Source organism: Rhodococcus sp. KRD197 (assembly GCF_017168235.1).
Classification (GTDB): Bacteria; Actinomycetota; Actinomycetes; order Mycobacteriales; family Mycobacteriaceae; genus Rhodococcoides.
Map to the genome: position 1 here is coordinate 321079 of NZ_JABFAO010000004.1, position 23726 is coordinate 344804.

At 64.8% G+C, this 23726-nt stretch carries 21 protein-coding genes; 11 read left to right on the forward strand and 10 right to left on the reverse strand.

Going from position 1 to position 23726, the window contains the following annotated elements:
• Positions 1-11: 11 nt before the first annotated feature.
• Entirely contained in the window at positions 12-1034 is a 1023-nt protein-coding gene (locus J1M86_RS07745) for a DUF6542 domain-containing protein (protein ID WP_206509417.1), read from the reverse strand.
• Between the two features lie 20 nt (positions 1035-1054).
• Entirely contained in the window at positions 1055-2221 is a 1167-nt protein-coding gene (locus J1M86_RS07750; protein ID WP_206509418.1) for a DNA recombination protein RmuC, read from the reverse strand.
• Positions 2222-2310: 89 nt separating this feature from the next.
• On the opposite strand from J1M86_RS07750, the gene J1M86_RS07755 reads away from it, so the two are divergent.
• Entirely contained in the window at positions 2311-3522 is a 1212-nt protein-coding gene (locus J1M86_RS07755) for an exonuclease SbcCD subunit D (RefSeq protein WP_206509419.1), read from the forward strand.
• Entirely contained in the window at positions 3519-6518 is a 3000-nt protein-coding gene (locus J1M86_RS07760) for an AAA family ATPase (RefSeq protein ID WP_206509420.1), read from the forward strand. Before J1M86_RS07755 ends, J1M86_RS07760 begins: the two co-directional genes overlap by 4 nt.
• Here the strand turns inward: J1M86_RS07760 and J1M86_RS07765 are convergent.
• From J1M86_RS07765 to J1M86_RS07780, 4 genes are all read right to left on the reverse strand, one after another.
• Entirely contained in the window at positions 6497-7666 is a 1170-nt protein-coding gene (locus tag J1M86_RS07765) for an AI-2E family transporter (protein WP_206509421.1), read from the reverse strand. The genes J1M86_RS07760 and J1M86_RS07765 overlap by 22 nt on opposite strands.
• 111 nt (positions 7667-7777) lie before the next feature.
• The gene (locus tag J1M86_RS07770) at positions 7778-8278 is read right to left on the reverse strand and encodes a methylated-DNA--[protein]-cysteine S-methyltransferase (protein WP_206509982.1); all 501 of its coding nucleotides are present in this window, start codon (positions 8276-8278) and stop codon (positions 7778-7780) included.
• Positions 8278-9729, reverse strand: a complete 1452-nt coding sequence (locus J1M86_RS07775; RefSeq protein ID WP_206509422.1) for an AlkA N-terminal domain-containing protein — start codon at positions 9727-9729, stop codon at positions 8278-8280. The genes J1M86_RS07770 and J1M86_RS07775 overlap by 1 nt, the downstream gene beginning before the upstream one ends.
• Positions 9730-9785: 56 nt before the next feature.
• Positions 9786-10967, reverse strand: coding sequence for an ROK family transcriptional regulator (locus tag J1M86_RS07780; protein ID WP_075840321.1), 1182 nt, complete (start codon positions 10965-10967; stop codon positions 9786-9788).
• A 140-nt stretch (positions 10968-11107) separates the two neighbouring features.
• Between J1M86_RS07780 and edd the strand changes: the two genes are divergently transcribed.
• The 5 genes from edd (at position 11108) to ychF (ending at position 15668) form a co-directional block, all read left to right on the forward strand.
• On the forward strand, positions 11108-12931 hold the full coding sequence (gene edd, locus J1M86_RS07785; RefSeq protein ID WP_206509423.1) for a phosphogluconate dehydratase: 1824 nt from the start codon (positions 11108-11110) through the stop codon (positions 12929-12931).
• A 30-nt stretch (positions 12932-12961) separates the two neighbouring features.
• Positions 12962-13588 carry a bifunctional 4-hydroxy-2-oxoglutarate aldolase/2-dehydro-3-deoxy-phosphogluconate aldolase gene (gene eda / locus J1M86_RS07790; protein ID WP_206509424.1) on the forward strand — a complete coding sequence of 209 codons (627 nt, stop codon included), beginning with the start codon at positions 12962-12964 and terminating at the stop codon, positions 13586-13588.
• A gap of 20 nt (positions 13589-13608) precedes the next feature.
• Positions 13609-13908 (forward strand): CD225/dispanin family protein, encoded by a 300-nt coding sequence (locus J1M86_RS07795; protein ID WP_206509425.1) that lies wholly within the window; start codon positions 13609-13611, stop codon positions 13906-13908.
• A gap of 98 nt (positions 13909-14006) precedes the next feature.
• Positions 14007-14576, forward strand: a complete 570-nt coding sequence (locus tag J1M86_RS07800) for a hypothetical protein (RefSeq protein ID WP_206509426.1) — start codon at positions 14007-14009, stop codon at positions 14574-14576.
• A gap of 12 nt (positions 14577-14588) precedes the next feature.
• A complete protein-coding gene (gene ychF, locus J1M86_RS07805; RefSeq protein ID WP_075840322.1) occupies positions 14589-15668 on the forward strand; it encodes a redox-regulated ATPase YchF in 1080 nt (359 codons plus the stop codon).
• Between the two features lie 13 nt (positions 15669-15681).
• On the opposite strand, the gene J1M86_RS07810 is transcribed toward ychF, so the two are convergent.
• Genes J1M86_RS07810 through J1M86_RS07820 form a run of 3 tightly spaced genes read right to left on the reverse strand, consistent with a single transcriptional unit; the run spans position 15682 to position 18846 of the window.
• Positions 15682-16686, reverse strand: a complete 1005-nt coding sequence (locus J1M86_RS07810) for a polysaccharide pyruvyl transferase family protein (protein ID WP_206509427.1) — start codon at positions 16684-16686, stop codon at positions 15682-15684.
• Between the two features lie 59 nt (positions 16687-16745).
• Positions 16746-17915, reverse strand: a complete 1170-nt coding sequence (locus tag J1M86_RS07815) for a winged helix DNA-binding domain-containing protein (RefSeq protein WP_206509428.1) — start codon at positions 17913-17915, stop codon at positions 16746-16748.
• Between the two features lie 37 nt (positions 17916-17952).
• Positions 17953-18846, reverse strand: coding sequence for a glycosyltransferase family 2 protein (locus J1M86_RS07820; protein WP_206509429.1), 894 nt, complete (start codon positions 18844-18846; stop codon positions 17953-17955).
• Between the two features lie 131 nt (positions 18847-18977).
• On the opposite strand from J1M86_RS07820, the gene J1M86_RS07825 reads away from it, so the two are divergent.
• The 4 genes from J1M86_RS07825 to J1M86_RS07840 all read left to right on the forward strand — a co-directional run bounded on the left by J1M86_RS07825 (position 18978) and on the right by J1M86_RS07840 (position 22841).
• Positions 18978-20858 (forward strand): alpha-amylase family protein, encoded by a 1881-nt coding sequence (locus J1M86_RS07825; protein ID WP_206509430.1) that lies wholly within the window; start codon positions 18978-18980, stop codon positions 20856-20858.
• 79 nt (positions 20859-20937) lie between these two features.
• Positions 20938-21894, forward strand: a complete 957-nt coding sequence (locus tag J1M86_RS07830) for an alpha/beta hydrolase family protein (protein ID WP_206509431.1) — start codon at positions 20938-20940, stop codon at positions 21892-21894.
• A 97-nt stretch (positions 21895-21991) separates the two neighbouring features.
• On the forward strand, positions 21992-22357 hold the full coding sequence (locus tag J1M86_RS07835) for a VOC family protein (protein WP_206509432.1): 366 nt from the start codon (positions 21992-21994) through the stop codon (positions 22355-22357).
• Between the two features lie 13 nt (positions 22358-22370).
• The gene (locus J1M86_RS07840) at positions 22371-22841 is read left to right on the forward strand and encodes an SRPBCC family protein (RefSeq protein ID WP_206509433.1); all 471 of its coding nucleotides are present in this window, start codon (positions 22371-22373) and stop codon (positions 22839-22841) included.
• Here J1M86_RS07840 and J1M86_RS07845 read toward each other — a convergent pair whose 3' ends face one another.
• Complete coding sequence (locus J1M86_RS07845) at positions 22842-23696, reverse strand: PE-PPE domain-containing protein (protein WP_206509434.1); 855 nt, start codon at positions 23694-23696, stop codon at positions 22842-22844. It abuts the gene before it with no gap.
• Positions 23697-23726 lie beyond the last annotated feature (30 nt).

Consider the following 23726-nt stretch of genomic DNA (forward strand, 5'->3'; position numbering starts at 1 on the left):
GACGCCTGGGTTCAGGCGTCGCCGCGATCTCGGTAGCGAACCTGTGGAACCGGGTGCGGCGGGATGTGTACGCCCCCGTGCGGCGCTGAGTACGGATCCACCTGCGGTGGCCGCGGAGTTCTAGGCGGCTGAACACGCGGCGGCTGACTGCGCGGCGCTGGTTCCGACCGTGCGGTGGGTACCGCACGAGCTGCGGGACGGGCCGACATGTCCGGCCTCGGTTCACGGTCTCTTCTTGGTGCACTGTCTGGCCGATATTCGCGGTCTGGCCGATAGGTACTCGTGCGGGATCGGTCGGTGCCGCCTCGGGCGCGATGTCGCTCGGGCGTGGATTGTTCGCGTTCACGGCGAGCGCGGCGGCCCTCGGCCGGGGGAGTGCCATCCGACCGGTTTCGCCGTGCGGACGTATCGCGGTTTGCGGTGCGTCCGTCGGCCGTGTCGCGGTGATTGGCTCCTGCTGCGGTCGCCCGACGAGGCCGGGCCTCCTCGGCGCGAGGGCGATTCTCTCGGATCCGATCGCGGCTCTGCTTGGCTCGCTCACGCGTTTCCTTCGCGCGGTCGAGGATGGACCGCTTGGCGGCGCCCGCGGGTGCGTGACTGGCCTGCTTGGTCAGGAAGACTCGCGCTCCGGCGAGAGCAAGCGCCAGTACCGTCCCGAGCAGCATCAGCGGGAAGCGGTTGACCAGCGGAATAGCGACGTTGAGAAGGATGTCGCGCAGGCCCGACCCGGGGCTTTCGGTGAAGTATTGGTACGAAAGCGGCACCGCAACGAACAAGATCAACGGTGCCTGGACCGCCGCGGTGAACAGGCCTCGATAGCGGACGAGCACGACGGCGGCGACGACGCCGATCAAGTACAGGCATGCGAAGGCGGACGTCAGTTCGGTCCCGCGGGCGGCGTCGATGACGAAGCCCAGAAATGTAGCGCCGACGGCGATGGCCACTGCTCCCCATGCAGGGACACCGGGCACGGATGCGAGCGCTGATCGTTGATCCAGCGGTACCCCGGAGCGGGCGCGTTGGGAGGTAGACACCCCCCGAGGTTAGCGGCTGTTCAGCTCACTGCGTCGTCGACATGACCGAACTTGCCCAGCAAACCGGACGAATCGGCTGATCGCGGGCGTGTATGAACTCGTCGTACCTCGACGACGTCAGCGTCGAACAGTTCGAGATCGTGCAGTTTCCTCGCCGTGACGCCGACGCGAGTGTCGACCGAGGAGACCGTGGCATTGAAGGAGTCGACGGCCTTACCCATATGAGCACCGAGTTTGTCGAGGTGAGAGGAGACGACACCGAGTCGCGTGTACAGCTCGCGTCCGAGTTGCTGAATGCGGGCGGCGTCCTCGGCCAGGGACTCCTGCTTCCATGTGTACGCGACGGTCCGCAGCAACGCGACCAACGTGGTGGGGGTGGCCAGAATCACGTTCTTGCTGAACGCGTACTCGAGCAAGGACGAGTCGGATGTCAGGGCTGCGTCGAGAAAGGGATCCCCAGGCACGAACAGAATCACGAACTCCGGCGTGGGTTCGAAGGAGTGCCAGTACTCCTTGGCAGCCAACTGGTCCACGTGCTTGCGCAGCTGGCGCGAGTGCCGCGACATGAGCTCCGTGCGAGCCGATGCATCCTCTTCCTGCGCGGCGTCGAGATACGCCGCGAACGGCACCTTGGCGTCGACGACGATCTGTCTGCCTCCGGCGAGCCGCACGATCATGTCGGGGCGAACTCCGTCGCGGGTGACCTGCGTGTCGAAATCGCAGTGCTTGACCATGCCCGCGAGTTCGACGACCCGTTCGAGCTGCATCTCACCCCAGCGACCGCGAATCTGAGGAGCGCGCAGAGCCGTGACCAACTGCGAGGTCTGAGTGGAGAGCGCAACGGAGGCTCGGTGCATCCCGGACACCTGTTCCGTCAAACCCGCGTAGGCGCGGATGCGATTGTGTTCGACTTGCCGCACATGCTCGGTCAATGCATCGACCGCGTCGTGCAGTGGTTCGACCAAGTGCGACACCTGTTGCCCGATGGCGCCGGAGTGGCGGCGTGCGGAATCCTCGTTGACCGAGGCCAGCGAGCGATGAAGCAGTGCCTCGTTGTCGCGGAGCGCGGCCAGTTGAGCTTCGGCGCGCACGGCGCGGTCGCCGGCCCGCGAGGCGTGCGCCAACCAACCGATAGCGACGCCGAGCGCGAGGGCGAACAGCATGCCCAGGGCGGTGAGTACGTTCATGGCGCAGATGATGCCCGAGCGCACCGACACGAACCGTCCCCGCGGCGCTTCGCCGAGATTGTCGGTGGGCTCCGTTAGCGTCGTCAGTCATGAGGATCCTGCACACTTCGGACTGGCACATCGGCCGCACCTTCCACGGTGTCGATCTGCTCGCCGATCAGGCTGCCGCGCTGACGGCCATCGCGGATCTGGTTGCGGCGCAGCGCATCGACGTCGTGGTCGTGCCGGGGGACATCTACGACCGCGCGGTACCCAGCGCGGACGCCGTGCTGGTGTGCAACAGGGGCCTCGAGGCGATCCGCAGCGCAGGTGCGGTCATCGTCGCCACATCTGGCAACCACGATTCGCCTGCACGGCTCGGTGCCGGTGCCGCGTTCGCCTCGGCCGGGGGCTTGCACCTGATGACGCGAGTGGCCGATGTCGGCAGCCCCGTCGTCGTCGATGACGAGTTCGGTTCCGTTGCGTTCTACGGGATTCCTTACCTCGAGCCCGAGACCACCCGAATCGAGCTGGAGATTCCGTCGGCGCGGACACACGAGGAGGTTCTCACCGCGGCGATGGATCGCGTCACCACCGATCTCGGTGAACGCCGTGCGGCTGGTGGCAGGGTGAGGTCCGTAGTGCTCGCGCACGCCTTCGTCGTGGGCGGTGAGGCCACGGGTTCGGAGCGGTCCATCTCGGTCGGCGGGGTCGAGACCGCGCCTGCCGCCGCGTTCGACGGTGCCGACTACGTCGCACTGGGGCATCTGCATTCGCCGCAGACGCTGACCGAGCGCGTCCGCTACTCGGGCTCGCCGCTGCCCTATTCCTTCGGCGAGCGAAGCCATCGCAAAGCTGTGTGGGTCGTCGAACTGGACGCCGACGGGTTGCACTCGGTGGAGCGAGTGGACCTGCCCGTGGTTCGCGGTCTGAGTCGCATCGAGGGCACCGTGGACGAACTGCTCCATGAGGAAAGATTCGACCAAGCCGAAACTCACTACGTTTCTGCGGTGCTCACCGACGCGGTGCGGCCGGTCGATGCGATGCGGTCGTTGCGGACCCGCTTTCCGCATGCCGTTCATCTCGAGTGGAACAGCCCGTCCAATGAATCGGGGCTGCGCTACCGCGACCGCGTTCGAGGTCGCAGCGACAGCGAAATCATGGCCTCGTTCGTCACCGATATGCGCAGCGCGCCCACTCCGAGCGAGACACGGCTGCTCGAGCGCGCGCTGGCCGCAGTCCAGCGTGACGATGTCGCCGCCGACATTGCCGGTACTCCCGAAACAGGCTCTCCGGACGACCTTTTGGGTCGAACTGCATGAGGCTGCACAAGCTGGAAATGTCGGCCTTCGGTCCATTCGGTCGTTGCGAGTCCGTGGATTTCGATGCGCTCGGCGCGGACGGGCTGTTCCTGCTGCATGGGCAGACGGGAGCCGGCAAGACCACGATTCTCGACGCGGTGGCCTTCGCGCTCTACGGCACGGTTCCCGGTGCCCGCAGGGAGGGCAAACGGCTGTTGTCCGATCACGCCGAGCCCGGTGCGGTTCCAACGGTCTCGCTGGAGGCGACGCTCGGTGGCCGGCGCGTTCGTATCGTCCGCAGTCCCGAGTACTTCCGCCCGAAGAAACGTGGCACGGGGACCACGAAGCAGAACGCGAAGGCGACGTTGACCTGGATCGACGGCCGCAGCCAGAACCTCACGCGCCTGGACGAGATCGGTGACGCTGTCAGTGCGGCCCTGGGGATGAGCGCCGATCAGTTCTTTCAAGTGGTGCTGCTGCCGCAGGGCGAGTTCGCGCGCTTTCTGCGTGCGGGCAGTGACGAGCGCGGAGATCTCCTCGAGCGACTGTTCGACACCGCCAGATTCGGAGATATCGAGGAGTGGTTCGCCGATGCGCGGCGCACGAGCGCCGCCGCACTGGAATCGAGTCGGATTGCCATCGACAAGCTGCAGGGACGGATATCGACTGCCTCGGGTGTCGAGGAGCAGCTCGATCGCGCGCCGGTGGATTGGGCGAGTGAGGTGTTGGAGGCTGCGCGCCAGGCGTCAGTGCAGTCGGCGACACAGCTCGATGCGGCGCGTGCCGCATCCGACGCCGCGGTAGCAGAGCTCGCAAAGATGGAAACCACGTCGCAGTTGCAGAAACGCAGGGCGATCGCGGAGCAGCAACTCGCACAGTTTCATCGGGACGCACCGGTGCACGCGGCGCTGCGTCTCGAGCTCGAGCGGTCGGCTGCCGCAGGACCGGTCGCCGCGTTGGCTGCCGACCTCGCCGAGGCAACGAGCAGGAAGACTCAGGCCGATGCAGCCCGAGATGCCGCGCACCGAGCGTTCGCAGAACTCGACGGCGCGGATGCTGTCGTGGCCGGACTCACCAGCGCTGGCTGTGATCCGGCAGACGTCGCCGCCGACCGAGCCGTCGTTGCCGAGGCTGTGCGCCGGTGGACCACCGAGATCGGTGCACTCGACGAACTGCGGGCTCTGGCGCAACGCGCGGATGCCGAGGAAGAGACCGTGCGCACACTCGAGGTCGAGCGTGCCGCGGTGGCAGGGCGTATCGAGAAGCTGGAGGCGGATCGGGCCGCGTTGCCGGCCCAGATCGCCGAGGCCGAGACCGCGGTGCAGTCTGCGGTTCGAGCGGCGGCAGAGCTCCCCGCGTTGAGCGCTGAGTCCGCCCGGATCACGAGCGCGGTCGAGGCTGCCGTGGAGTTGGCGAAGGCCCGTACGAAGCTCGCCGCAGCCACACGAGCGCACGAAGACGCCCGGGCAGCTCACAACGACGCCCGCACACATACATTGGATCTGCGCGAGCGGCGAGTGTCCGGGATGGCTGCGGAACTGGCCGCCAGGCTCACCCCGGGTGACCCGTGCAGCGTGTGTGGATCGCAGACGCACCCCGATCCGGCCCGCGCGGCCGAGTCCACCGTCACCAAGAACGATGAGGACGCGGCCGCTGAGCGGGAGCAGAGGGCGGGCGCCGCGGTCGATCGGACGGCCGCGCAATCGGCCGAGCTGACCCGCGTCGTCGACGTCCTCGTCCACCGTTCGGACGGTCGAGACAGCAGTGAACTCGTCGAAGCACTCGATCGTGTGACAGTAGCGCTCACCGAAACTCGCTCCGCCGCAGCGCAGTCGACCGAGCGTGAAGCCGCACTGGATCGGCTGAGATCGCAGGACCAGCGGCTGTCGAAGGTCCTGGCAGAGGAACAGTCGACTATCGCAGGACTCGATGCGAAGGCCGAACACGTTCGAAAGTCCGCAGCGCAGATCCGCGAGCGCATTCTGGCTGCACTCGACGGTCGAGGCGACATCGACGAACGCGCCAACCGCCTCGAACGCCTGGTCGCACTGTCGACGGAGTTGCTCGACCGGCGGGCCGATGCCGCGCGCGTCACCGTCGAGGTGCAAGGTCTCGACGAGACGCTTGCGAGGAGGGTGGCCGATTCCGGTTTCACCTCCGCCGAGGCCGCAGCCTCTCATGTCGTCACTGCGGCTCGAGCATCCTCGATCGAGAAGCAGCTCGTCGATGCCGGCGATCTCCGAGCCCACGCCGAGCAGGTGCTGGCCGAGTCTGCGATCGCCGCTGTTGGAGATCTCGAACCGGTCGATCTCGGTCCGCTCCGGGAGGCCGTCGATGCTGCCGCGGTGCGCCTGCACGATGCGGTGGCCCGAAACGCCGAGTGCCGGTGGCAAACCGAACAGCTCGAAGACCTGGCTTTGCAGCTGTGGGCCGCCGTGGACCGCGCGGCTCCCATGCAGGCCACGCACGATGAACTCGCTGCCCTCGCCGATGTCGTTGCGGGACGCGGTCAGAACGCACGCAAGATGTCGTTGCGCTCGTACGTGTTGGCATCGCGGCTCGAAGACGTCGCGGAGTCGGCGTCGTCGCGGCTTCGCCGTATGTCCGCAGGCCGCTACGAGTTCGTTCACTCCGACGAGGCCGAAGCCCGTGGTCGCCGAGGTGGACTCGGGCTCGACATCCGCGACGACTACACCGGGGTCGTGCGTTCGGCGAAGACGCTCTCCGGTGGCGAATCGTTTCTGGCCTCGCTCTCACTGGCCCTCGGGCTCGCAGACGTCGTCGCGGCCGAATCCGGTGGGGTGGTGCTGGACACCATGTTCATCGACGAGGGTTTCGGCACCCTCGACGCCGATACCCTCGAGGCCGTGATGGGAGTCCTCGACGAACTGCGGGCAGGCGGGCGAGTCGTCGGAATCGTCAGCCACGTCGATGAGATGCGTCAAAGAATCCCCAGCCGGCTGCACGTCATCCGCAATCGAGACGGGTCCACTCTTCAGCTGTTCGCCACGTCCTGATCCGGTCCAGCCTGATCCGGTCCAGCCTGATCCGGTCCAGCCTGATCCGGCTCGGCCGAGTGCAGGTCGATCTGCTCCGAAAGGTAGCGAATCAGCACTGCGGCGACTGCGGCTGCGGGCACCGCGAGGAATGCGCCGACGATCCCGAACACCGATGCGCCGCCGGTGATCGCGAGCAACACGATGACCGGATGCAGATTCATGCTGCGGCTCTGCATCACTGGTTGGAGCACATCTCCTTCGAGCTGCTGCACCACGACGACGATCGCCAGCACGATCAACGCCGTCGGCAGCCCGTTCGCCACCAGCGCGACCAACACTGCCAGAGCACCCGCGACGAACGCACCCACGATGGGGATGAAGCCGCCGATGAACGTGATAGTTGCCAGCGCGAGCGCCAACGGCACACCGAGGAGAACGAGACCGAGGCCGATGAAGAACGCGTCGACGAAACTGACGACCGCCTGGGTGCGAATGAATCCGCCGAGCGTCACCCACATACGGCCCAGCACCTCGGAGAAGTGACGGCCGACGCGAGAGCCGGTCATTCCATGCAGCCACGGAACGAACTTGACGCCGTCCTTGAGCAAGAAGAAGGTCAGCACCAGCATCAGGGTGAGAGTGATCAGAATCGAACCGGCAGTGGACACCCCGCTGAACACGCCGGAGGCGATTGCGGCGCCGCTGTCCTGCAACCGCTCCAGAATCGTGGAGACGGCAGTGTCGATCTGCTCGTCCTGGAGGTTGACCGGCGGACCCTTGAGCCAGTTCTGTACCTGAGACACCCCGTCCGATGCCTTGTCGACGAGTTCGGGCGTCGAATCGACGACGGACGGCACGATCAGGGTGACCACCCCGACGACGATGAGGGAGAACACGACCAGCGCCGTGGCAGCGGACGCGGCACGCGGAAACCCGACTCGCATCATCAATTTGGTCGGTGGCCACAACACCGTGGCAACGATGATCGCCAGCAGCACCGGCAGCACGACGACCCACAGGGCTGAGATAAGCCAACCCACAACCCACGCTCCGGCAGAGACGGAGACGAGGATGAGCGACCACTTCGCCAACCACAGTCCGCCCGCACCGATGAGGTCACCCCGATCGCGACCAGTTCTACCGTTCGACGCCGACTGTTCGGTCATGTCACAAATTCCTCTGCAGGTCACTGCGCGGGTGAAGCATTCGGATCACCGAATGACTCTATGCCCGGCGTCCAGCTACATACCTGCCAACCGAGCAGATGCTCGGCCCTGTCAGCGTTCGCTGGATTCGTGGGTGAGCAGCCACGTCTTGGCAGGCAGGCCCCACCGGAAGCCGCCCAGTGCGCCGCCGACCCGAAACACCCGATGGCACGGTACGAACAACGCTGCGGCGTTTCGCGCGCAGGCGGACGCTGCGCCCCTGATCGCCGCCGGCCGACCGGAGCGTGCCGCGAGCTCCGAGTAGGTGATGGGGGACCCGGCAGGTACCTCGCGCAGAATCTTCCAGGCATGCATGAGGAATTCCCCGGACTGCTGGGCGACGGGGACGTCGTCGATGGCGTCGAGTCGGCCGCGGTGGTAGGCGACCACCGCTTCGGTGACCGCACCCAGATCGGCCGCTTCACGCACGGACCTCGGACGCAACGTCGCGTGTATCAGGGGCGTGAGATCGTCGACGGTGGCAGTCCATCCCGACGCGAGAACCACTCCGTCGGCGTCGACGATGGTGGTGAACGGTCCGATCGGAGTGAAGACGGTGGCGTGAGTGGCGATCATTTTCCTCTACTTTCGAGTTCGATGTTCCACAGGTGCATCGAGACGTAGGAACGCCATGGTGCCCAGCGGTGCGAGTCGGTCAGCGGCATACCGAGGCGGTCTGCGCCCTGACGCACGACGAGGTCGGTATCGAGCAATACATCGGGGTCGGCGAGTGTTCGCATGACGACGTAGCGTGCCGTCCACGGCCCGATTCCCTTCAGCGCAAGCAGGCTTTCTTCGAGTTCCTCGGGTGTCATCGCTGCGTGCAGAACCACTTTGCCGCTCGCGAGGGCATCGGCGACGCCGATGATCGCCTTCACTCTCGCACTCGGCCCGGCGAGAACCTCGTGTCCGCGTTCGGCTATCGCGTCGGCGCCGGGGAACAGTCTGGTTATTCCGCCGCCGAGCGGATCGTCGATCGGGGTGCCGAGGGCGTCGACGAGGCGAGCGGTGTGTGTCGCGGCGGCGCGCAACGAGATCTGTTGACCGATCATCGTGCGCATGAGCATCTCGTCGCCGTCGATGCTTCCCGGTGCGCGGATTCCTGGGCGGGCGCGGACATTCGGTGCCAACGCCGAATCCTGCATCAGCGCAGAGTCCACGGCCACCGGGTCGGCGTCGAGATCGAGGAGGTGACGGACACGGGCGACGGCGGGGGCGAGATCCCGCATATCCTGCAGGCTCATCGTGGTCTCCACGTATCCGTCCTCGATACGCATCCCGAGGACGGCATGCCCGTGCGGCAGACGCAGCGAACGGCGATACAGACCCGACTCGTCGTCGAAAGTCTCGAGACCTGGCACCACGTGACCGCGGAGGAACCATTCGAGCCAGGCCTTGTCCAGCGGCTGTCGATAGGGGAGGCGGACCGTCACTGTGCCGCTGCTCGAAACGGTCTTCTTGCGCGTGGCCTCCTCACGCAACGTCGTCGGGTTGACGGCGAAGACAGCGCGCACGGTGTCGTTGAACTGACGAACGCTGGAGAACCCGGACGCGAAGGCGATGTCGCTCATGGACATCGTGGTCGTCTGAATCAGCGTCCTCGCGGTGTGCGCGCGATGTGCGCGTGCGAGGGCGAGTGGTCCCGCGCCGATCTGCGCGGTCAGCACCCTGGTGAGCTGTCTGCTGGAGTATCCGAGCGTGTGCGCGAGGGATTCGACGCCGCCGCGTTCGACGGCTCCGTCGGAGATCAGTCGCATCGCGCGGGAGGTGAGATCGGAGTTGATATTCCAGTGCGGCGACCCGGGGGTGGCATCGGGCTGGCATCGTCGGCAAGCGCGGTAGCCGTTCTGTTGGGCTGCCGCTGCGGTCGGTACGAACGAGACGTTCTGCGGTTTGGGGGTCACTGCCGGACACGAAGGGCGGCAGTAGATTCCCGTCGTGCGCACGGCTGTGAAGAATTGGCCGTCGAACCGTGTGTCGCGCGCGGACACGGCCCGGTAGCACCGCTCGAAATCCAACTCCATGAGCTCTACTGTGTCATTCCCGCGTGCCCGTATCCAGCGGAAATCGGACACGGTCGTCAGGCGCCGAGTGCCTGGTCGACGGCCCGCGCGCTCAATACTTGGTCCAGGACCATCGCGGCGCTGCCGATCACGCCCGAGTGATCGCCATGTGTGGTGGCTTGGATGGTCAACGCGCGGGTGGCCAACGCGGTTGCGTTGCCGTAGACGGTTTCACGCAGACCCGCCACGAAGATGTCGTAGGCCTTTGCCATGTCCCCGCCGACGATGAGTACCTCGGGGTTGAGCAGATTGACCGCCCCGGCGAGTGTTTCACCGATGTGCCTACCGCTGTCGCGGATGAGGCGTCGGGCCTCGGGGTCACCGCTGATCGCGAGGTCGACAACACCCCGGATGTGCCCGACGCTGCGGCCCTGGTTCTGCAGGGCCCGCACGAGGGCCCAGCCGCCGGCGATGGCTTCGAGGCATCCGCTGTCGCCGCACCGGCAGGCGACGCCCGCAGCTGCGGCGGTTTTGGTATGGCCGAATTCGCCTGCGGCGCCCAATGATCCGCGCTGGAGAACCCCGCCTGCCACTATGCCCGCGCCGAGTCCGGTGGACGCCTTGACCAGGAGTGCATCGTTGAAGTGCGTGTGATTGTCGCGGCGCTCGGCGAGCACCATGACGTTCGCGTCGTTGTCGAGAAAGACGGGTGCTGAGGTGGTGTCGGCGAAGAACGGCGCCAGGGGAACGCCGTCCCAGCCGTGCATGATGGGCGAATCCAGGCTGCAGCCGCGGGCGGTGTCCGCGGTGCCGGGAATGGAGAGTCCGACGCCGAGGATGCGGTGGCCGAGGCGTCCGGTGTCATCGATGAGCGCTTCGAGGCGTTTGGTGATCTGTGGCATCAGCTCACTCGGTCCGACGCCGATTTCCTGATCGACGGTGTCGTTGGCGAGAAATTCTCCGCCGAGGGTGAAGACGCCGAGTTGCGATCGACTGCGTCCGATGGCGGCGGCGAGGACGATGCCGGCGTCGACGTCGAAGGACAGGCGCGCCGGCGGGCGTCCCCCGGTGGACTGAGTGTCCTCGGTTTCGAGGATGAGGCCGAGCGCGGTGAGTGCGGCGACTCGCGAGGCGATCGCGGAGCGGGAGAGCCCGGTGATCTTGCCGAGTTCGGCTCGTGTGTCGGCCTCGCCGTCCCGCACGAGCGCGAAGATTTCACCCGCTGTCGCAGGTGGGGCGCTCGGAAGGGGCGGTCGCATATCTGCCATTCAATCAATTCGCAACTGTTGCGGCAACAACGCAAGTTCACCCACTTATAACTTTCAAATACATAAGTTGGGTTGTGCGCACACCTAAGTGGCCCTAGGCTGGCCGTTGAGACCGAAAAGGGGAACACCTCATGGACACAATCCACCCGGTCCTGCGTCAGGTCACCGACCGCATCGCAGACCGCAGCCAGTCCGAACGGGCCACCTACCTCGATCGAATCGACACTGCAGCAGACGCCGGTCCCGCCCGCGGCCGCCTCGCCTGCGCCAACATCGCCCACGGCTTCGCCGCATCGGGCAAGGCCGACAAGCAGGCGCTGCGCGGCATGGTCAAACCGAACATCGCGATCGTCTCCGCCTACAACGAGATGCTGTCCGCGCACAAACCCTTCGAGTCCTACCCAGCCACCCTCAAGGCGGCGGTCATCGACGCGGGCGGCATTGCACAGTTCGCCGGTGGTGTTCCCGCCATGTGCGACGGCATCACCCAGGGGCGTGAGGGCATGCAGCTCTCGCTCTTCAGCCGCGACATCATCGCCATGTCCACGGCCATAGCCCTCTCGCACGACATGTTCGACGCCACCCTCATGCTCGGTGTGTGCGACAAGATCGTCCCCGGCATGCTCATCGGCGCGCTGAGTTTCGGTCACCTACCCGCGGTGTTCGTCCCCGCCGGTCCGATGACCTCCGGGCTTCCGAACGGGGAGAAGGCGAAAGCCCGTCAGCTCTACGCCGAGGGCAAGGTGGGACGTGAAGCACTGCTGGACGCCGAGGCTGCGTCGTACCACGGCAGCGGCACGTGCACCTTCTTCGGCACCGCCAACTCGAACCAGCTGCTGATGGAGGTCATGGGCCTGCATCTACCCGGGTCTTCGTTCGTCAATCCGGGAACCGCGATGCGCGACGCCCTCACTCGCGAGGCCGGACACGTCGTGACAGGTCTGACGGCTCTCGGTGATCAGTACACGCCCGTCGGACGCTTGGTCGACGAGAAGGCGATCGTCAACGGATGCGTCGCGCTGCTGGCCACCGGCGGGTCGACCAATCACACGATGCATCTCGTCGCGATCGCCAAGGCCGCAGGTATCACGCTGACCTGGCAGGATCTGTCCGAGCTGTCTGCAGTGGTGCCGCTCATGGCGCGCATCTACCCCAACGGCAAAGCCGATGTGAACCACTTCCACGCCGCCGGCGGGCTCGGCTTCGTCATCGGGTCGCTGCTCGACGCCGGTCTGCTCCACGAGGACGTCGACACCGTCGCCGGTAGGGGACTGCAGCGCTACACCCAAGAGCCCAAGCTCGACGGTGACGGCGTCATGTGGCACGAGGGCACGCGCATCAGTGGCGACAACACCGTGCTGCGCGGAGCCGACGAGCCTTTCAGTCGCGACGGCGGACTGAAGATGCTCACCGGTCCGATCGGCAAGTCCGTCATCAAGACATCAGCTCTGGCGTCCGAGCATCGCGCGGTGACCGGGCCGGCCAAGGTCTTCGACGACCAGGCGGACTTCCTGGCAGCGTTCGAGGCCGGGCAGCTCGAAGGAGACTTCGTCGCGGTGCTGCGCTACCAAGGCCCCAAGGCGAACGGAATGCCCGAGCTGCACAAGCTCACCCCGGCACTCGGCATCCTGCAGGACCGCGGCTACCGCGTCGCACTGATCACCGACGGCCGCATGTCCGGCGCGTCCGGAAAGGTGCCTGCCGCAATTCACCTCACGCCCGAGGCCGCAAACGGCGGATCGATCGCGAAAATACTCGACGGTGACATGATCACGCTCGACTCCAATACGGGCACGCTCGACATCGGCGTTCCCCTCGGCGAGTTCGAGGCTCGCCCGGTCACCGGCCGGGTGCTCACCGACGACGAATGGGCCGGTACCGGCCGCGACCTGTTCTCCGGCATGCGCGCCATGGTCGGCCCAGCCGACGAGGGCGCCATGTTCGTGATGCGCTGACCCCCACTGACTCTAGAAAAAGGCAAGAACTTGACTGCATCTCTGCTCGACCGCGTTCCCGTCATCCCCGTCGTCGTCATCGACAACCTCGATCACGCCGTACCGATCGCCCGCGCCCTGGTCAAGGGTGGAGTGCCGGTCATCGAACTGACCCTGCGGACTCCCGTGGCGCTCGACGCCATCGAGCGCATCGCTGCGGAGGTTCCCGAGATCCTGATCGGCGCAGGCACAATCGTGACGCCGGGGCAGGCGAAGCAGGCTGCCGATGCGGGCGCTCAGTTCCTGGTGTCACCGGGCTGCACCCCGGCTTTGACCAAGGCCATGAGGGATACCGGGTTGCCGCACCTGCCCGGCGCTGCGACCGTCTCGGAGGTGCTCACGCTCCTCGAGGCCGGGTACACCGAACTCAAGTTCTTCCCGGCCGAGGCCTCCGGCGGTGCGAACTTCCTCAAGTCCATTCACTCACCCATCCCTGCCGCACGCTTCTGCCCGACGGGCGGAATCTCCACCGCCAATGCGTCGACGTATCTGGCGCTGCCGAATGTCGGATGCGTCGGGGGTTCTTGGCTCACTCCGGCCGCCGCGGTGGCAAACGAGGATTGGGATGCTCTGACCACCTTGGCCGAGGCCACATCGACGCTGAAGACAACCGCGTAAGTAGGTACTACGCTGCGTCCATGACAGACCCGAATCAGCCGTATCAGCAGTACGCGCCGCCACCGCCTCCGCCGTCCAACGTGGGATGGGCAGTGGCGGCGGTGCTGTTCTTCTGGCCGCTCGCGTTCTCGGCCTTCACTCACTCCTCGAACGTCTATCCGCGCTGGGCAATGGGCGATTTTCAGGGTGCGCAGTACGCGTCGGATCGGGCCAAGAAGCTCGGGCAAATCGCACTGTGGGTGTGGGTCGCGTTTTTCGTGGTGCTCATTGCCTTCTATGTGGTGTTCTTCGCGATCCTGATCAATACGAGCACCTGGTAGGCGCTTCGCGCACGTGCGCGGAAATACATAGCAGGACACGTATTTCCACTCACATGCGGACTTGACCTCGACAATGCTCGAGGTTTTAGCGTTGACGCATGGACACACTCGGACTCGGAACAATCGGCCGCTTCGTCCTCGGGCTCGGTGGCCCGCAAACCGCCAGGCCTCTCGCGCGCTTGGAGACCTACCTCGACGAACTCGACGTTCCCGCCGACCGCACTCTCCTCGCGGCCCTCGGGCCCAAGAAGCTGGAGATGGCGCGGCGGAGGGCCGCGGGTGCGATCGCGCTGCTCGTGACGCCCGACTACACGGCCCAGGCCAGGGCGATTCTCGGCGATGCTGTGCTGGTCATCTCCCAGTTCGTCGTGCTCGACACCGATCCTGACAGCGCTCGACGAACTGCGCGCGAACCACTGTCTTTCTTGACGGGGGTTGCGGGCTATCGACAGAATTTCCTCCGCATGGGCTTCACCGATGACGAGATCGACCACCTCAGTGACCGACTAGTCGATGCAGTCGTGGCCTGGGGCACCGCCCAAGACATCGCTGAGCGCGTGCACCAGCACCTCGATGAGGGCGCGGATCATGTGGAGCTCAGTCCGCTCGGTGCATCGGCGGTTGGCGCAGGCCGGGCACTGTCCGAACTGATGGCCACGTCAAAGTAGACTCCATAGACCGTGAGCCTCACCCTCGGAATCGTCGGACTGCCCAACGTCGGCAAGTCCACCCTCTTCAACGCGCTGACCAAGAACGACGTGCTGGCCGCGAACTACCCGTTCGCGACCATCGAGCCCAACGTCGGTGTGGTTCCGCTTCCTGATCCGAGGCTCGGCAAGCTCGCCGAGATCTTCGGTTCCGAGAAGCTGGTGCCCGCGCTGGTGTCGTTCGTCGATATCGCCGGCATCGTCAAGGGTGCATCCGAAGGTGCCGGGCTGGGCAACAAGTTTCTCGCCAACATCCGTGAAGCCGACGCCATCTGTCAGGTCGTTCGTGTATTCGCCGACGACGATGTGGTGCACGTCGACGGCCGCGTCGACCCGTCCGCCGACATCGAGGTCATCGAGACCGAACTCGCTATCGCGGACCTGCAGACGCTCGAAAAGGCAATCCCGCGCGTGGAGAAGGAAGCGCGGATCAAGAAAGACCGCAAACCCGCGCTCGACGCCGCCATCGCCGCGCAGGCAGTGCTCAACGAGGGCAAGACGCTGTTCTCGGCGCAGGCCAAGCTCGACTTCGAACTGCTCAAAGAATTCCAGCTCCTGACCACCAAGCCGTTCCTGTATGTCTTCAACGCCGACGAGGCCGTCCTCACCGACGACGTGAAGGTGGGCGAACTTGCCCGCTCCGTCGCCCCGGCGGATGCAGTGTTCCTCGACGCGAAGATCGAATCCGAGCTCCTCGAACTCGACGCCGAGTCCGCAGCCGAGCTGCTCGAAAGCGTCGGACAGACCGAACCGGGTCTCGACGCCCTGGCCCGCGCCGGTTTCCACACCCTCGGACTGCAGACCTACCTCACAGCCGGGCCGAAGGAAGCGCGCGCCTGGACCATCCACAAGGGCGACACGGCACCGCAGGCAGCTGGCGTCATCCACACCGACTTCGAGCGTGGCTTCATCAAGGCCGAAGTTGTCAGCTTCGAGGACCTCGTCGACGCCGGATCCATGGCCGCAGCCAAGGCCGCGGGCAAAGTCCGTATCGAAGGCAAGGACTACGTCATGGTCGACGGGGATGTCGTGGAGTTCAGGTTCAACGTCTAGCTGACACCTCGCGCTATCGGCTGTCCGCTACAGCCTCGGCTACCAGCTCGGCGGCTTCGGCTGCTGTCGCCGCGAAGCGAACGTTGTCGAATCGGTGAAGGTAGGCGCTGTAAATGCCTGACACCTTCTTGTTCGCGTTGTCCATCGCGACGACCCGCTTGCCCATCATTGCGGCCAGTACAGCGGCGTGCAGCCTGTCCGTCAGAACGACCCGACCTTTGCTCAGAATCCGTTGAGCTACACGGAGATTGAGCGCCGCGGCCCGTGGGTAGGAGCGGGCGAGCGCCGGGTAGAGCAGCCGGGTGGTCTTGGGAAAGTTGGAGGCAATTCTCGTCGGGAGCGTAATCACCTGCCATATGGCCAAGTCCTTGCCGCGCAGGCCCCAGTCGAATTGGACTGACGAGGCGTCGATGTCGACGGCTCCGCGATCGAGCCTCTCGGAATCTACGCGAAGGAGTTTCACGACATCGACAGCGCAATCGCCAGGGTTGTTCGCGATCTCGGCTCCGAATGCCATGTCAGGGCAATACTCGACATTGTTGTCAGGAAAGCTTGCGAGCGCGATGTCGTACGAACGCTTCTCGCGCAGCAACAGCGTGAGATCCGGATGTGCCGCGTAGATCGCTGCGGTCCTCTTCAGGGCATCGGAATCGGCGTAGTCCATGCCCTGGGGGAGACCGACGATCTTGCTGTCCGGGAACCGGGCGACCACCCTTTCGCGAAACTCCTGATGTGCAGGCCAACGGTCACCGAAGTTGCCCCCGCCTTGCAGGAAAATGGTGCCTGTGCCTACTCGTCTCCTGGCCAGCGCATCGTCGTGAGTGTTCAGGTCCGAGATGTACTCGACGCGGACCCCTGATTCCTCCAGGTATTCGGTTTCACCCGCGTATATCAGGGAGTCACCAGCGTTGTCGTAGCTGGGAAAATCCAGAAGAGCGACGCGATCTCCAGGAGCCGTGTGACGACGCATCACCGCACGAGACTCGTCTCGTATCGATTCGAGCGCTTGCTGCGTCATGAGGCAATCATGCCGCAACTGATACAACACCCTCGGCATCGCAGCTGCGCCGCAACGAGCTATCTCCCCCGCAACTGCTTCTCCAGCGGTGTGGGAAAGCTGGGGACCACCGCCGAGCCGTCGAGCACATCGGTCAGCCGCCCGGCCTCGGCTGCAACCTCAGCCGGCCTGACGTTTTCGAACAACTCCGTCACCACCTCGCCGGAGGGGCTGACGGCCCAGCCACCGACGATGCGTCCGTCCACCCAAATGCTCGGCCCGATGTTGCCGAAGGTGTCGAACAACGGCTTCTTGTAATCACCGAGATACCAGTCGCGGTGCTTCCATCCCATCGCCGTCGGATCCAATGCAGGCAAGAGCATCACCGAAGGTCCTGAACTATCGAAGGCATCATCAAAACCAGTCCCTGCCAACATCATCCCTTCGCCCACGCTCAATTCGACCTCGACGAGATCCAACCCGGCCAAAGCGGCGCGGGTCTGCGTCTTGTTCCACCCCGTCCACCATTGCAGGTCGTCGAACGTGGCCGGTCCGAACACCTCGAGCCACCGACGAACCAGGTCGCGACGCGCCTCGGCCTCGTCCAGAACGGGAATTCCTTCGGGCCACCAGTGTTCGATCGGCGCCCATGCATGCCGCCGCGAGGTCCATGCCCCGCGCGGTTCGACGCGGACCAGGCGGCCCTCGGCGGCCATCATCGTCAGCACCTCGGAGGTGACATAGCGCTTGACGTCGTACACCTTGTCGGTGGTCGGTAGAAACGCGGTCTTCAACAAGGGAACAGCGTTGGACAATTCCGCGCCGGTAGCGGTTCCGGCGGCCCGCAGCGCAGCCTCGGTGTCCCGTTCCACCGCGGCGACCCACGCGTCGACGTCGTCGACAACAGGCTCGGTCGGCCCGGCGGCTACCTGTTTGAGCAGCCGGGTTCGCATCGTGCGAGCGACGCCGAGGCTGGCCGCGGCATGAACCGTCGGAACATCGTCATGGGCGATGACGAACATGGTCCGACGCATCGCCATGAGGCGAACGAGACTACGACGGGTATACATTGCGGCCCGAACGTCCTCGATCGTCAGTGATCGAGCGCGCGCGAGAACCGACAGGTACACCGACGCCGGGTCGGTTGCGTGCAGGGCCAGTACAGACGAAACGACGTCCTCTACGGTTGACGCGCTCGCGAACTGGCGTGCGACGAGACGTGCCCGGCGCTGCTCGTCGGTGATCTTCACCAACACATTGTGCGCTCGCCGAGCCAGCGTTCACTCGTCAACGCTTGTGTCCTCGGGCCAGGAGTTGCAACCGCATTCTCAGTGCGCCATATTGTTGCCCGATGAGATGAGCCCACAGCCCGCGTGGTGGCGGGTTCAGTGCTCTCGGAAGCCATGGATTTCTGACCGTCGCGAGATACAGGATCGTCGCCACATGGGCCGGCACTTGCAGCAGAGCCGACGGGTTGGGGCAACCGTGGACGCTGTGCTTGCGAGTCAATTCCACGGACGTCCACCCGTAGCGCATTCCCTGTACGAACGACGCGCGCAAGGTGGTACGCAGCCTGTATGCGACCACTGCATCGGGGACGTGGCCCAGCGTCAACCCTGCCTCTTGGATGCGCCAGGAGTAGTCGACATCCTCACCTCCGCCGAGGAATTGCCCGTCGAAGTACCCCACCTTGTCCACAACTCTGGACCACATGCCGAAGTTGTTGCCGCATGCGTAGGGCAAGTACGGCGTTTCGAATCGTTTTTCGGGTGGTGGCAGTGACCGCCACGTCGCGACTTCATCCGAGTTGAGTGTGCATACATCGACCCCACCGCCGACTGCATCGAAGTCCTCGGCCGCGCGAACAAGTGCACTCAGCCAGTTCGGGTGTACCGCGTCGTCATGGTCGGTGAAAGCGAGAAACTGACCTCGTGCAGCGTCGATGCCGATATTCCTCGCGTTCGAGACCCCTCTCTCGCCGGAGCTGTCGATCCACCGAACACTCAGTTTCAACCCCAGTTCGTCCAGGTGCCGACGAAGATCGCCGTTCGCGCCGTTGTCGCTGACGACGACCTCGAACTCACCGTCGTAGTCTTGATTCGCGAGGGCTTCGAGCTGCAAGTCGAGTTGGGGCATGCCGTCGTACACCGGGATGATGACGGAAACAAGACTGGGTGGCACGTTTCCGAACGCTACTTCACCAGGTGCGATCAGTCCTGGATATAGCGGCGTTCTGTCCCGGAAAATCCAAGGCATCGCACTCTCCCGGCAGATCAGGAATCTGGCAATGCAACCCGTGTCATGATGCAGTCATGACTCCGGAGGTGCGGGACATTCTCGCCGGCATGCCCGCCCATCGGCGCGAGACGTTCGAGCTCCGACTCGAGCAGTGGTGGCCCGACTTGCACGATGCTGTCACCGCCCTGTACGACGAGCCCGACGCGGTCGCCGCCAATCTCGTCGCCATCGCAGCGCAGGGTTTCGCCGAACGCTCCGACGACCTCCATCGTTTGGACGAGCGCAGGCTCCTGCAACCCGATTGGTTTCAGCGCCCCAACATGTTCGGGTACGCCTGCTACGTCGACCGCTACGGCACCACGTTGGAGGGGTTGGGGGAGCGGCTCGACCATCTCGCCGATCTGGGCGTGACCTACCTGCATATGATGCCGCTGCTCACACCACGTGAGGGTGACAATGACGGCGGGTACGCCGTGAAGGATTTCTACTCGGTTCGACCGGATTTGGGCACCAACGAGGATCTGCGAAATCTCGCGACGACGCTGCGGGCCCGCGGGATCAGCCCCGTTGTCGATTTGGTTCTCAATCATGTTGCGCGTGAACATGAATGGGCGGAGAAGGCACGTGGGGGTGATGAGAGATATCGCAGCTACTTTCATATCTACCCCGACCGGGAGACCCCAGATTCATTCGAGCGCACCCTTCCCGAGGTGTTCCCGGATTTTGCGCCCGGCAGCTTCACTCTCGACACCGAACTCGACGAGTGGGTGTGGACGACGTTCAACGCGTGGCAGTGGGACCTGAACTGGTCCAACCCCGCCGTGTTGGAAGAGTTCGCCGGAATCGTCATGCACCTGGCCAACCTGGGTATCGAGGTGCTTCGTCTCGACGCCATCGCGTTTCTGTGGAAGCGACTCGGTACCAATTGTCAAAACCAGCCCGAGGTCCACGCGATCACGCAGGCACTACGCACCACATGCCGGCTCGCTGCTCCCGCAACGCTGTTCAAGGCCGAGGCGATCGTCGGTCCTCGTGACCTGATGCCGTATCTGGGCCTCGGCCGCCACACCGGCAGGGTCTCAGACATCGCCTATCACAACTCGCTGATGGTGCACATCTGGTCCATGTTGGCCTCGGGCAGCAGCGAATTGGCTGTTCACGCACTCGCTTCACTGCCGCCGACGCCGCCCAGTGGCACCTGGGTGACGTACGTACGGTGCCACGACGACATCGGCTGGGCCATCGACGACGGTGACGCCGCCGCCCGTGGGGTGACCGGCGCCGGGCATCGGCACTTTCTGGCGGACTGGTACTCGGGCGATTTCGATGGATCCTGGGCAGAGGGTCTGGTGTTTCAGTACAACCCGGATACCGGCGATCGACGCATCAGTGGGACTTCGGCGGCGTTGAGCGGGCTGGGGCCGTCGAGGAAGGATGCCGACGGTGCGTTCGCGCGCATGTTCCTGGCCCACGCGATCGTCGCCGCGTGGGGCGGCATCCCCGTCGTGTGGAGCGGTGACGAGATCGCCTCACCCGGCGACCCGAACTGGGCGAGCGAACCAGGTCACGAGAACGACAACAGGTGGGTGCACCGTCCCCGCGTCACCGATGAAGACCGTGCCCGACGCCTCCAGCAGGGGACTGACGCGCAGAGAGCATTCGACGGCATCGCGCACATCGCGCGGGTGCGCCGAGGGTTGCCGATGCTGCATTCCGAAGCCCCTGTGCAGGTACTGACGGACACCGAGGATGGACTCCTGGTGTTGGTACGACGTCATCCGAGCGGCACTTTGGTCGGTGTGTTCAATGTCACAAGTGAACATCGAGCATTCCCGTACGACCGACTGCTCGAGCTGGGGCTCACCGATCCGCACGAGGTGCTTTCCGAACACAGCGTGGTCTTGCACGACGGTCGCGTCTGGCTTCCGCCCTACGCAGCATGGTGGATGGTCTGATCCAGGCCACGCAAAACCGTTATTTCCCTGTTACCCTCCCACCGAAGGTCGATCAGATTCGGACGATAGGGATTCTTTGATGTTGTTCTCTCGTGCGCGCAGCCTCGTGCTGGGTGTCGTGACCGTACTGATCGCAGCGTTCGCTGCCACATTCGTGGGCACCGGCGTCGCGCAAGCGGACTCCGCACTCATCTACGTTCACTCGAACGCGATGAACAAGGACATCCCCGTCAAGGTCTTGACGGCAGCAGGTGACGGCCCCGCGCCGACCATCTACCTGCTCGACGGCCTCCGCGCACCCGATGACAACAACGGTTGGCTCATCGAGACCGATGTCGAGCAGTTCTTCGCCGACAAGCACGTCAACGTCGTCATCCCGTTCGGCGGCGGCGGCACGTTCTACACCGACTGGGAGCGCCCCGATCCGAAGCTGGGCGTCGTCAAGTGGGAAACCTTCCTCACTCAGGAACTCCCGCCGGTCATGGCTGCCCAGTTCGGCAGCGACGGCGTCAACAACGCGGTCGCCGGCCTGTCGATGAGCGGCACGTCTGCGCTGAACCTCGCCGCGAATCACCCCGACTTCTACAAGGCAGTGGCCTCGTTCAGCGGCTACCCCTCGGCCAGCAGCCCCGGATACGCGCAGGGCATTCAGGTCTCGGTCGGCGAGATGGGCGGAAACGCTCGCAACATGTGGGGCGCATGGCCGTCGGCGTCGTGGCTCGCGAACGACCCACTGCTCAACGTCGGAAAACTGCGTAACACCTCCGTGTTCGTTTCTGCCGGAACCGGATCGCCGCTCACCGACCCGACCGTCAACCCCGTCAGTGCCAGCTTCGACCCGGTCAAGTTCGCGCAGATGGTCCCGCTCGAGACCGCGTCGGGACTGAGCAGCCGCGCGTACGTCGCCGCGCTGCGCGGTACGGGCAACAACCCCCAGGTTCGCATCACCGGCACCGGCACGCACTGGTGGAACTTCTGGGAAGAGCACCTGCACGACGCGTGGTTCACCACGTTCGCGCCTGCCCTGGGTCAGTAGCCCCGCATAAGCCCGCAAGCTCCGGCATGAATGGCACATTGCAACTGTCTAACCGTTGCAATGTGCCATTCATGCTGAGCGGCTAATGTCCGGGAATATGACAGCCCCGAAGATCGACATGGACTACACCGTTCTCGACTGCCCCGACACCGCCGCGCTCGCGGAGTTCTACCAGCAGGTACTGGGCTGGGAGATCACCCGATCCGAGGGCGACTGGGCAGTGCTGCAGGGCCCGGGTGAACTGCGCCTTGCATTCCAGAAGGCCGCCGACTTCGTCCCGATCGAGTGGCCCTCCGAGGGAATCAAGATCCACCTCGATTTTGTCGTCGACGACATGGACGCGACCGAGCAGTACGTCCTCGGTATCGGCGCGAGAAAGATCGAAGGCAACGAGAACCACGCGGGATTCTCGGTGTTCCGAGATCCGGTCGGCCACTTGTTCTGCCTGTGTCGGCGCGACTGACTATCATTCGCTCATGGCATCGGATAGCAGCTTCCTGGTCGAACGCTCGACGGTGATCCAGGCATCGCCGGAGAAGATTCATTCGTTGCTGGACAACTTCCAGAACTGGCGGAGTTGGTCGCCGTGGGAAGATGCCGATCCTGAGCTGAAGCGCACCTACTCCGGTCCGGATTCGGGCGTCGGTGCGTCGTACGCCTGGTCCGGCAATCGGAAGGCCGGTGCGGGCAGCATGGTCATCACCGATTCGAAGCCCGGCCAGATCGTCGTACTGGACCTGGTGTTCACCAAACCGTTCAAAGCTCAGAACGTCACTACCTTCACCATCGAGCCGGGGCCGAACGGTTCCGAGGTCACCTGGGCGATGACCGGGAAGAACAATCTGTTCTTCCGACTCGTCGGCAAGGTCTTCCCGATGGACAAATTGGTCGGCAAAGACTTCGAGAAGGGCCTCGCCAAAATGAAGATCGAGGCAGAGAAGGCCTGATCACGCTACAAGTTCGTAGTGTCCGAAGGTGGCGTTCACCTGGAGCCACTGGGCCAGGATCTGACAACCAGTCAGTCCACTCTTGTCGAGTGGCTCGCTCGCGTAGGCGATGTGCCGGTCGCCCGACGGGTTGGCCACCCGCATCCCTCGCCAGGCGAGGGTGCGAGGCAGGTAGCCACCCAGCTCACGGGCCGCGACGCGCAACCGTCGGACATCTGTGACCCATTGGCGAGGTGACAGTCGTGTCTTGGCGGCATTCTGGAAGCCATTGCTGCGCAGCAACGCCCAGACCTGCCTCAGCCACAGCTTCGGTGTCCGAAACGACATGAAGCGGGTGATGTCCGCGATGTCGCGAATGTAGCTGTCCTCGCTGGCGTTGCAGATCATGTCCTCGGGGTGTCCGATCCACATCACCTCCACCGACGCCGGTACGGCCGGTCCGTCACCGGCGACGCCACTGCCGGAGCAGCCGGCGACGACCCCGGCGGGCTGCTGAGGGTCCGAGATCAGCCCAGCGGTGACGACGGTGGGCAACCAGACGGTTCCCGTCGCCATCATGCCGAGCAGTTCTCTGATCACCGAACATCCCTGTGAGTAACCGATCAACGCCACGAGCCCGTCCGCTCGCCGAATCGCGGCGATCAGCCTGCGGACACCGGCCTGGGTGCTCTGCCGATAGCTCAGGCCACCGACAGCAACAGGTCCGTAGGACGCGGGGTAGCCCACCCACCTGGACGTGAACCGATCGTCGAGGTGGGTCGTCACGCTGCCGAGAAGCCCGGTGACAACTGTCCGGTGGTCGTCGGGGTGAGATTCGCCAGTGCCGCCCACCGCCAGGACTGTCATGTGCGTCATGACCCAACTGTGATCGAGGAATCTGAGACC

What these genes read in the sequence shown, in the direction of transcription:
- J1M86_RS07845 (WP_206509434.1), bottom strand. Translation starts at nt 23,696, where the DNA reads ATGACGCACATGACAGTCCTGGCGGTGGGCGGCACTGGCGAATCTCAC.
- J1M86_RS07775 (WP_206509422.1), bottom strand. Translation starts at nt 9,729, where the DNA reads ATGGAGTTGGATTTCGAGCGGTGCTACCGGGCCGTGTCCGCGCGCGAC.
- J1M86_RS07795 (WP_206509425.1), top strand. Translation starts at nt 13,609, where the DNA reads ATGACAGACCCGAATCAGCCGTATCAGCAGTACGCGCCGCCACCGCCT.
- J1M86_RS07755 (WP_206509419.1), top strand. Translation starts at nt 2,311, where the DNA reads ATGAGGATCCTGCACACTTCGGACTGGCACATCGGCCGCACCTTCCAC.
- J1M86_RS07760 (WP_206509420.1), top strand. Translation starts at nt 3,519, where the DNA reads ATGAGGCTGCACAAGCTGGAAATGTCGGCCTTCGGTCCATTCGGTCGT.
- edd (WP_206509423.1), top strand. Translation starts at nt 11,108, where the DNA reads ATGGACACAATCCACCCGGTCCTGCGTCAGGTCACCGACCGCATCGCA.
- J1M86_RS07830 (WP_206509431.1), top strand. Translation starts at nt 20,938, where the DNA reads ATGTTGTTCTCTCGTGCGCGCAGCCTCGTGCTGGGTGTCGTGACCGTA.
- J1M86_RS07810 (WP_206509427.1), bottom strand. Translation starts at nt 16,686, where the DNA reads ATGACGCAGCAAGCGCTCGAATCGATACGAGACGAGTCTCGTGCGGTG.
- J1M86_RS07750 (WP_206509418.1), bottom strand. Translation starts at nt 2,221, where the DNA reads ATGAACGTACTCACCGCCCTGGGCATGCTGTTCGCCCTCGCGCTCGGC.
- J1M86_RS07835 (WP_206509432.1), top strand. Translation starts at nt 21,992, where the DNA reads ATGACAGCCCCGAAGATCGACATGGACTACACCGTTCTCGACTGCCCC.
- J1M86_RS07780 (WP_075840321.1), bottom strand. Translation starts at nt 10,967, where the DNA reads ATGCGACCGCCCCTTCCGAGCGCCCCACCTGCGACAGCGGGTGAAATC.
- J1M86_RS07825 (WP_206509430.1), top strand. Translation starts at nt 18,978, where the DNA reads ATGACTCCGGAGGTGCGGGACATTCTCGCCGGCATGCCCGCCCATCGG.
- J1M86_RS07800 (WP_206509426.1), top strand. Translation starts at nt 14,007, where the DNA reads ATGGACACACTCGGACTCGGAACAATCGGCCGCTTCGTCCTCGGGCTC.
- J1M86_RS07765 (WP_206509421.1), bottom strand. Translation starts at nt 7,666, where the DNA reads ATGACCGAACAGTCGGCGTCGAACGGTAGAACTGGTCGCGATCGGGGT.
- J1M86_RS07840 (WP_206509433.1), top strand. Translation starts at nt 22,371, where the DNA reads ATGGCATCGGATAGCAGCTTCCTGGTCGAACGCTCGACGGTGATCCAG.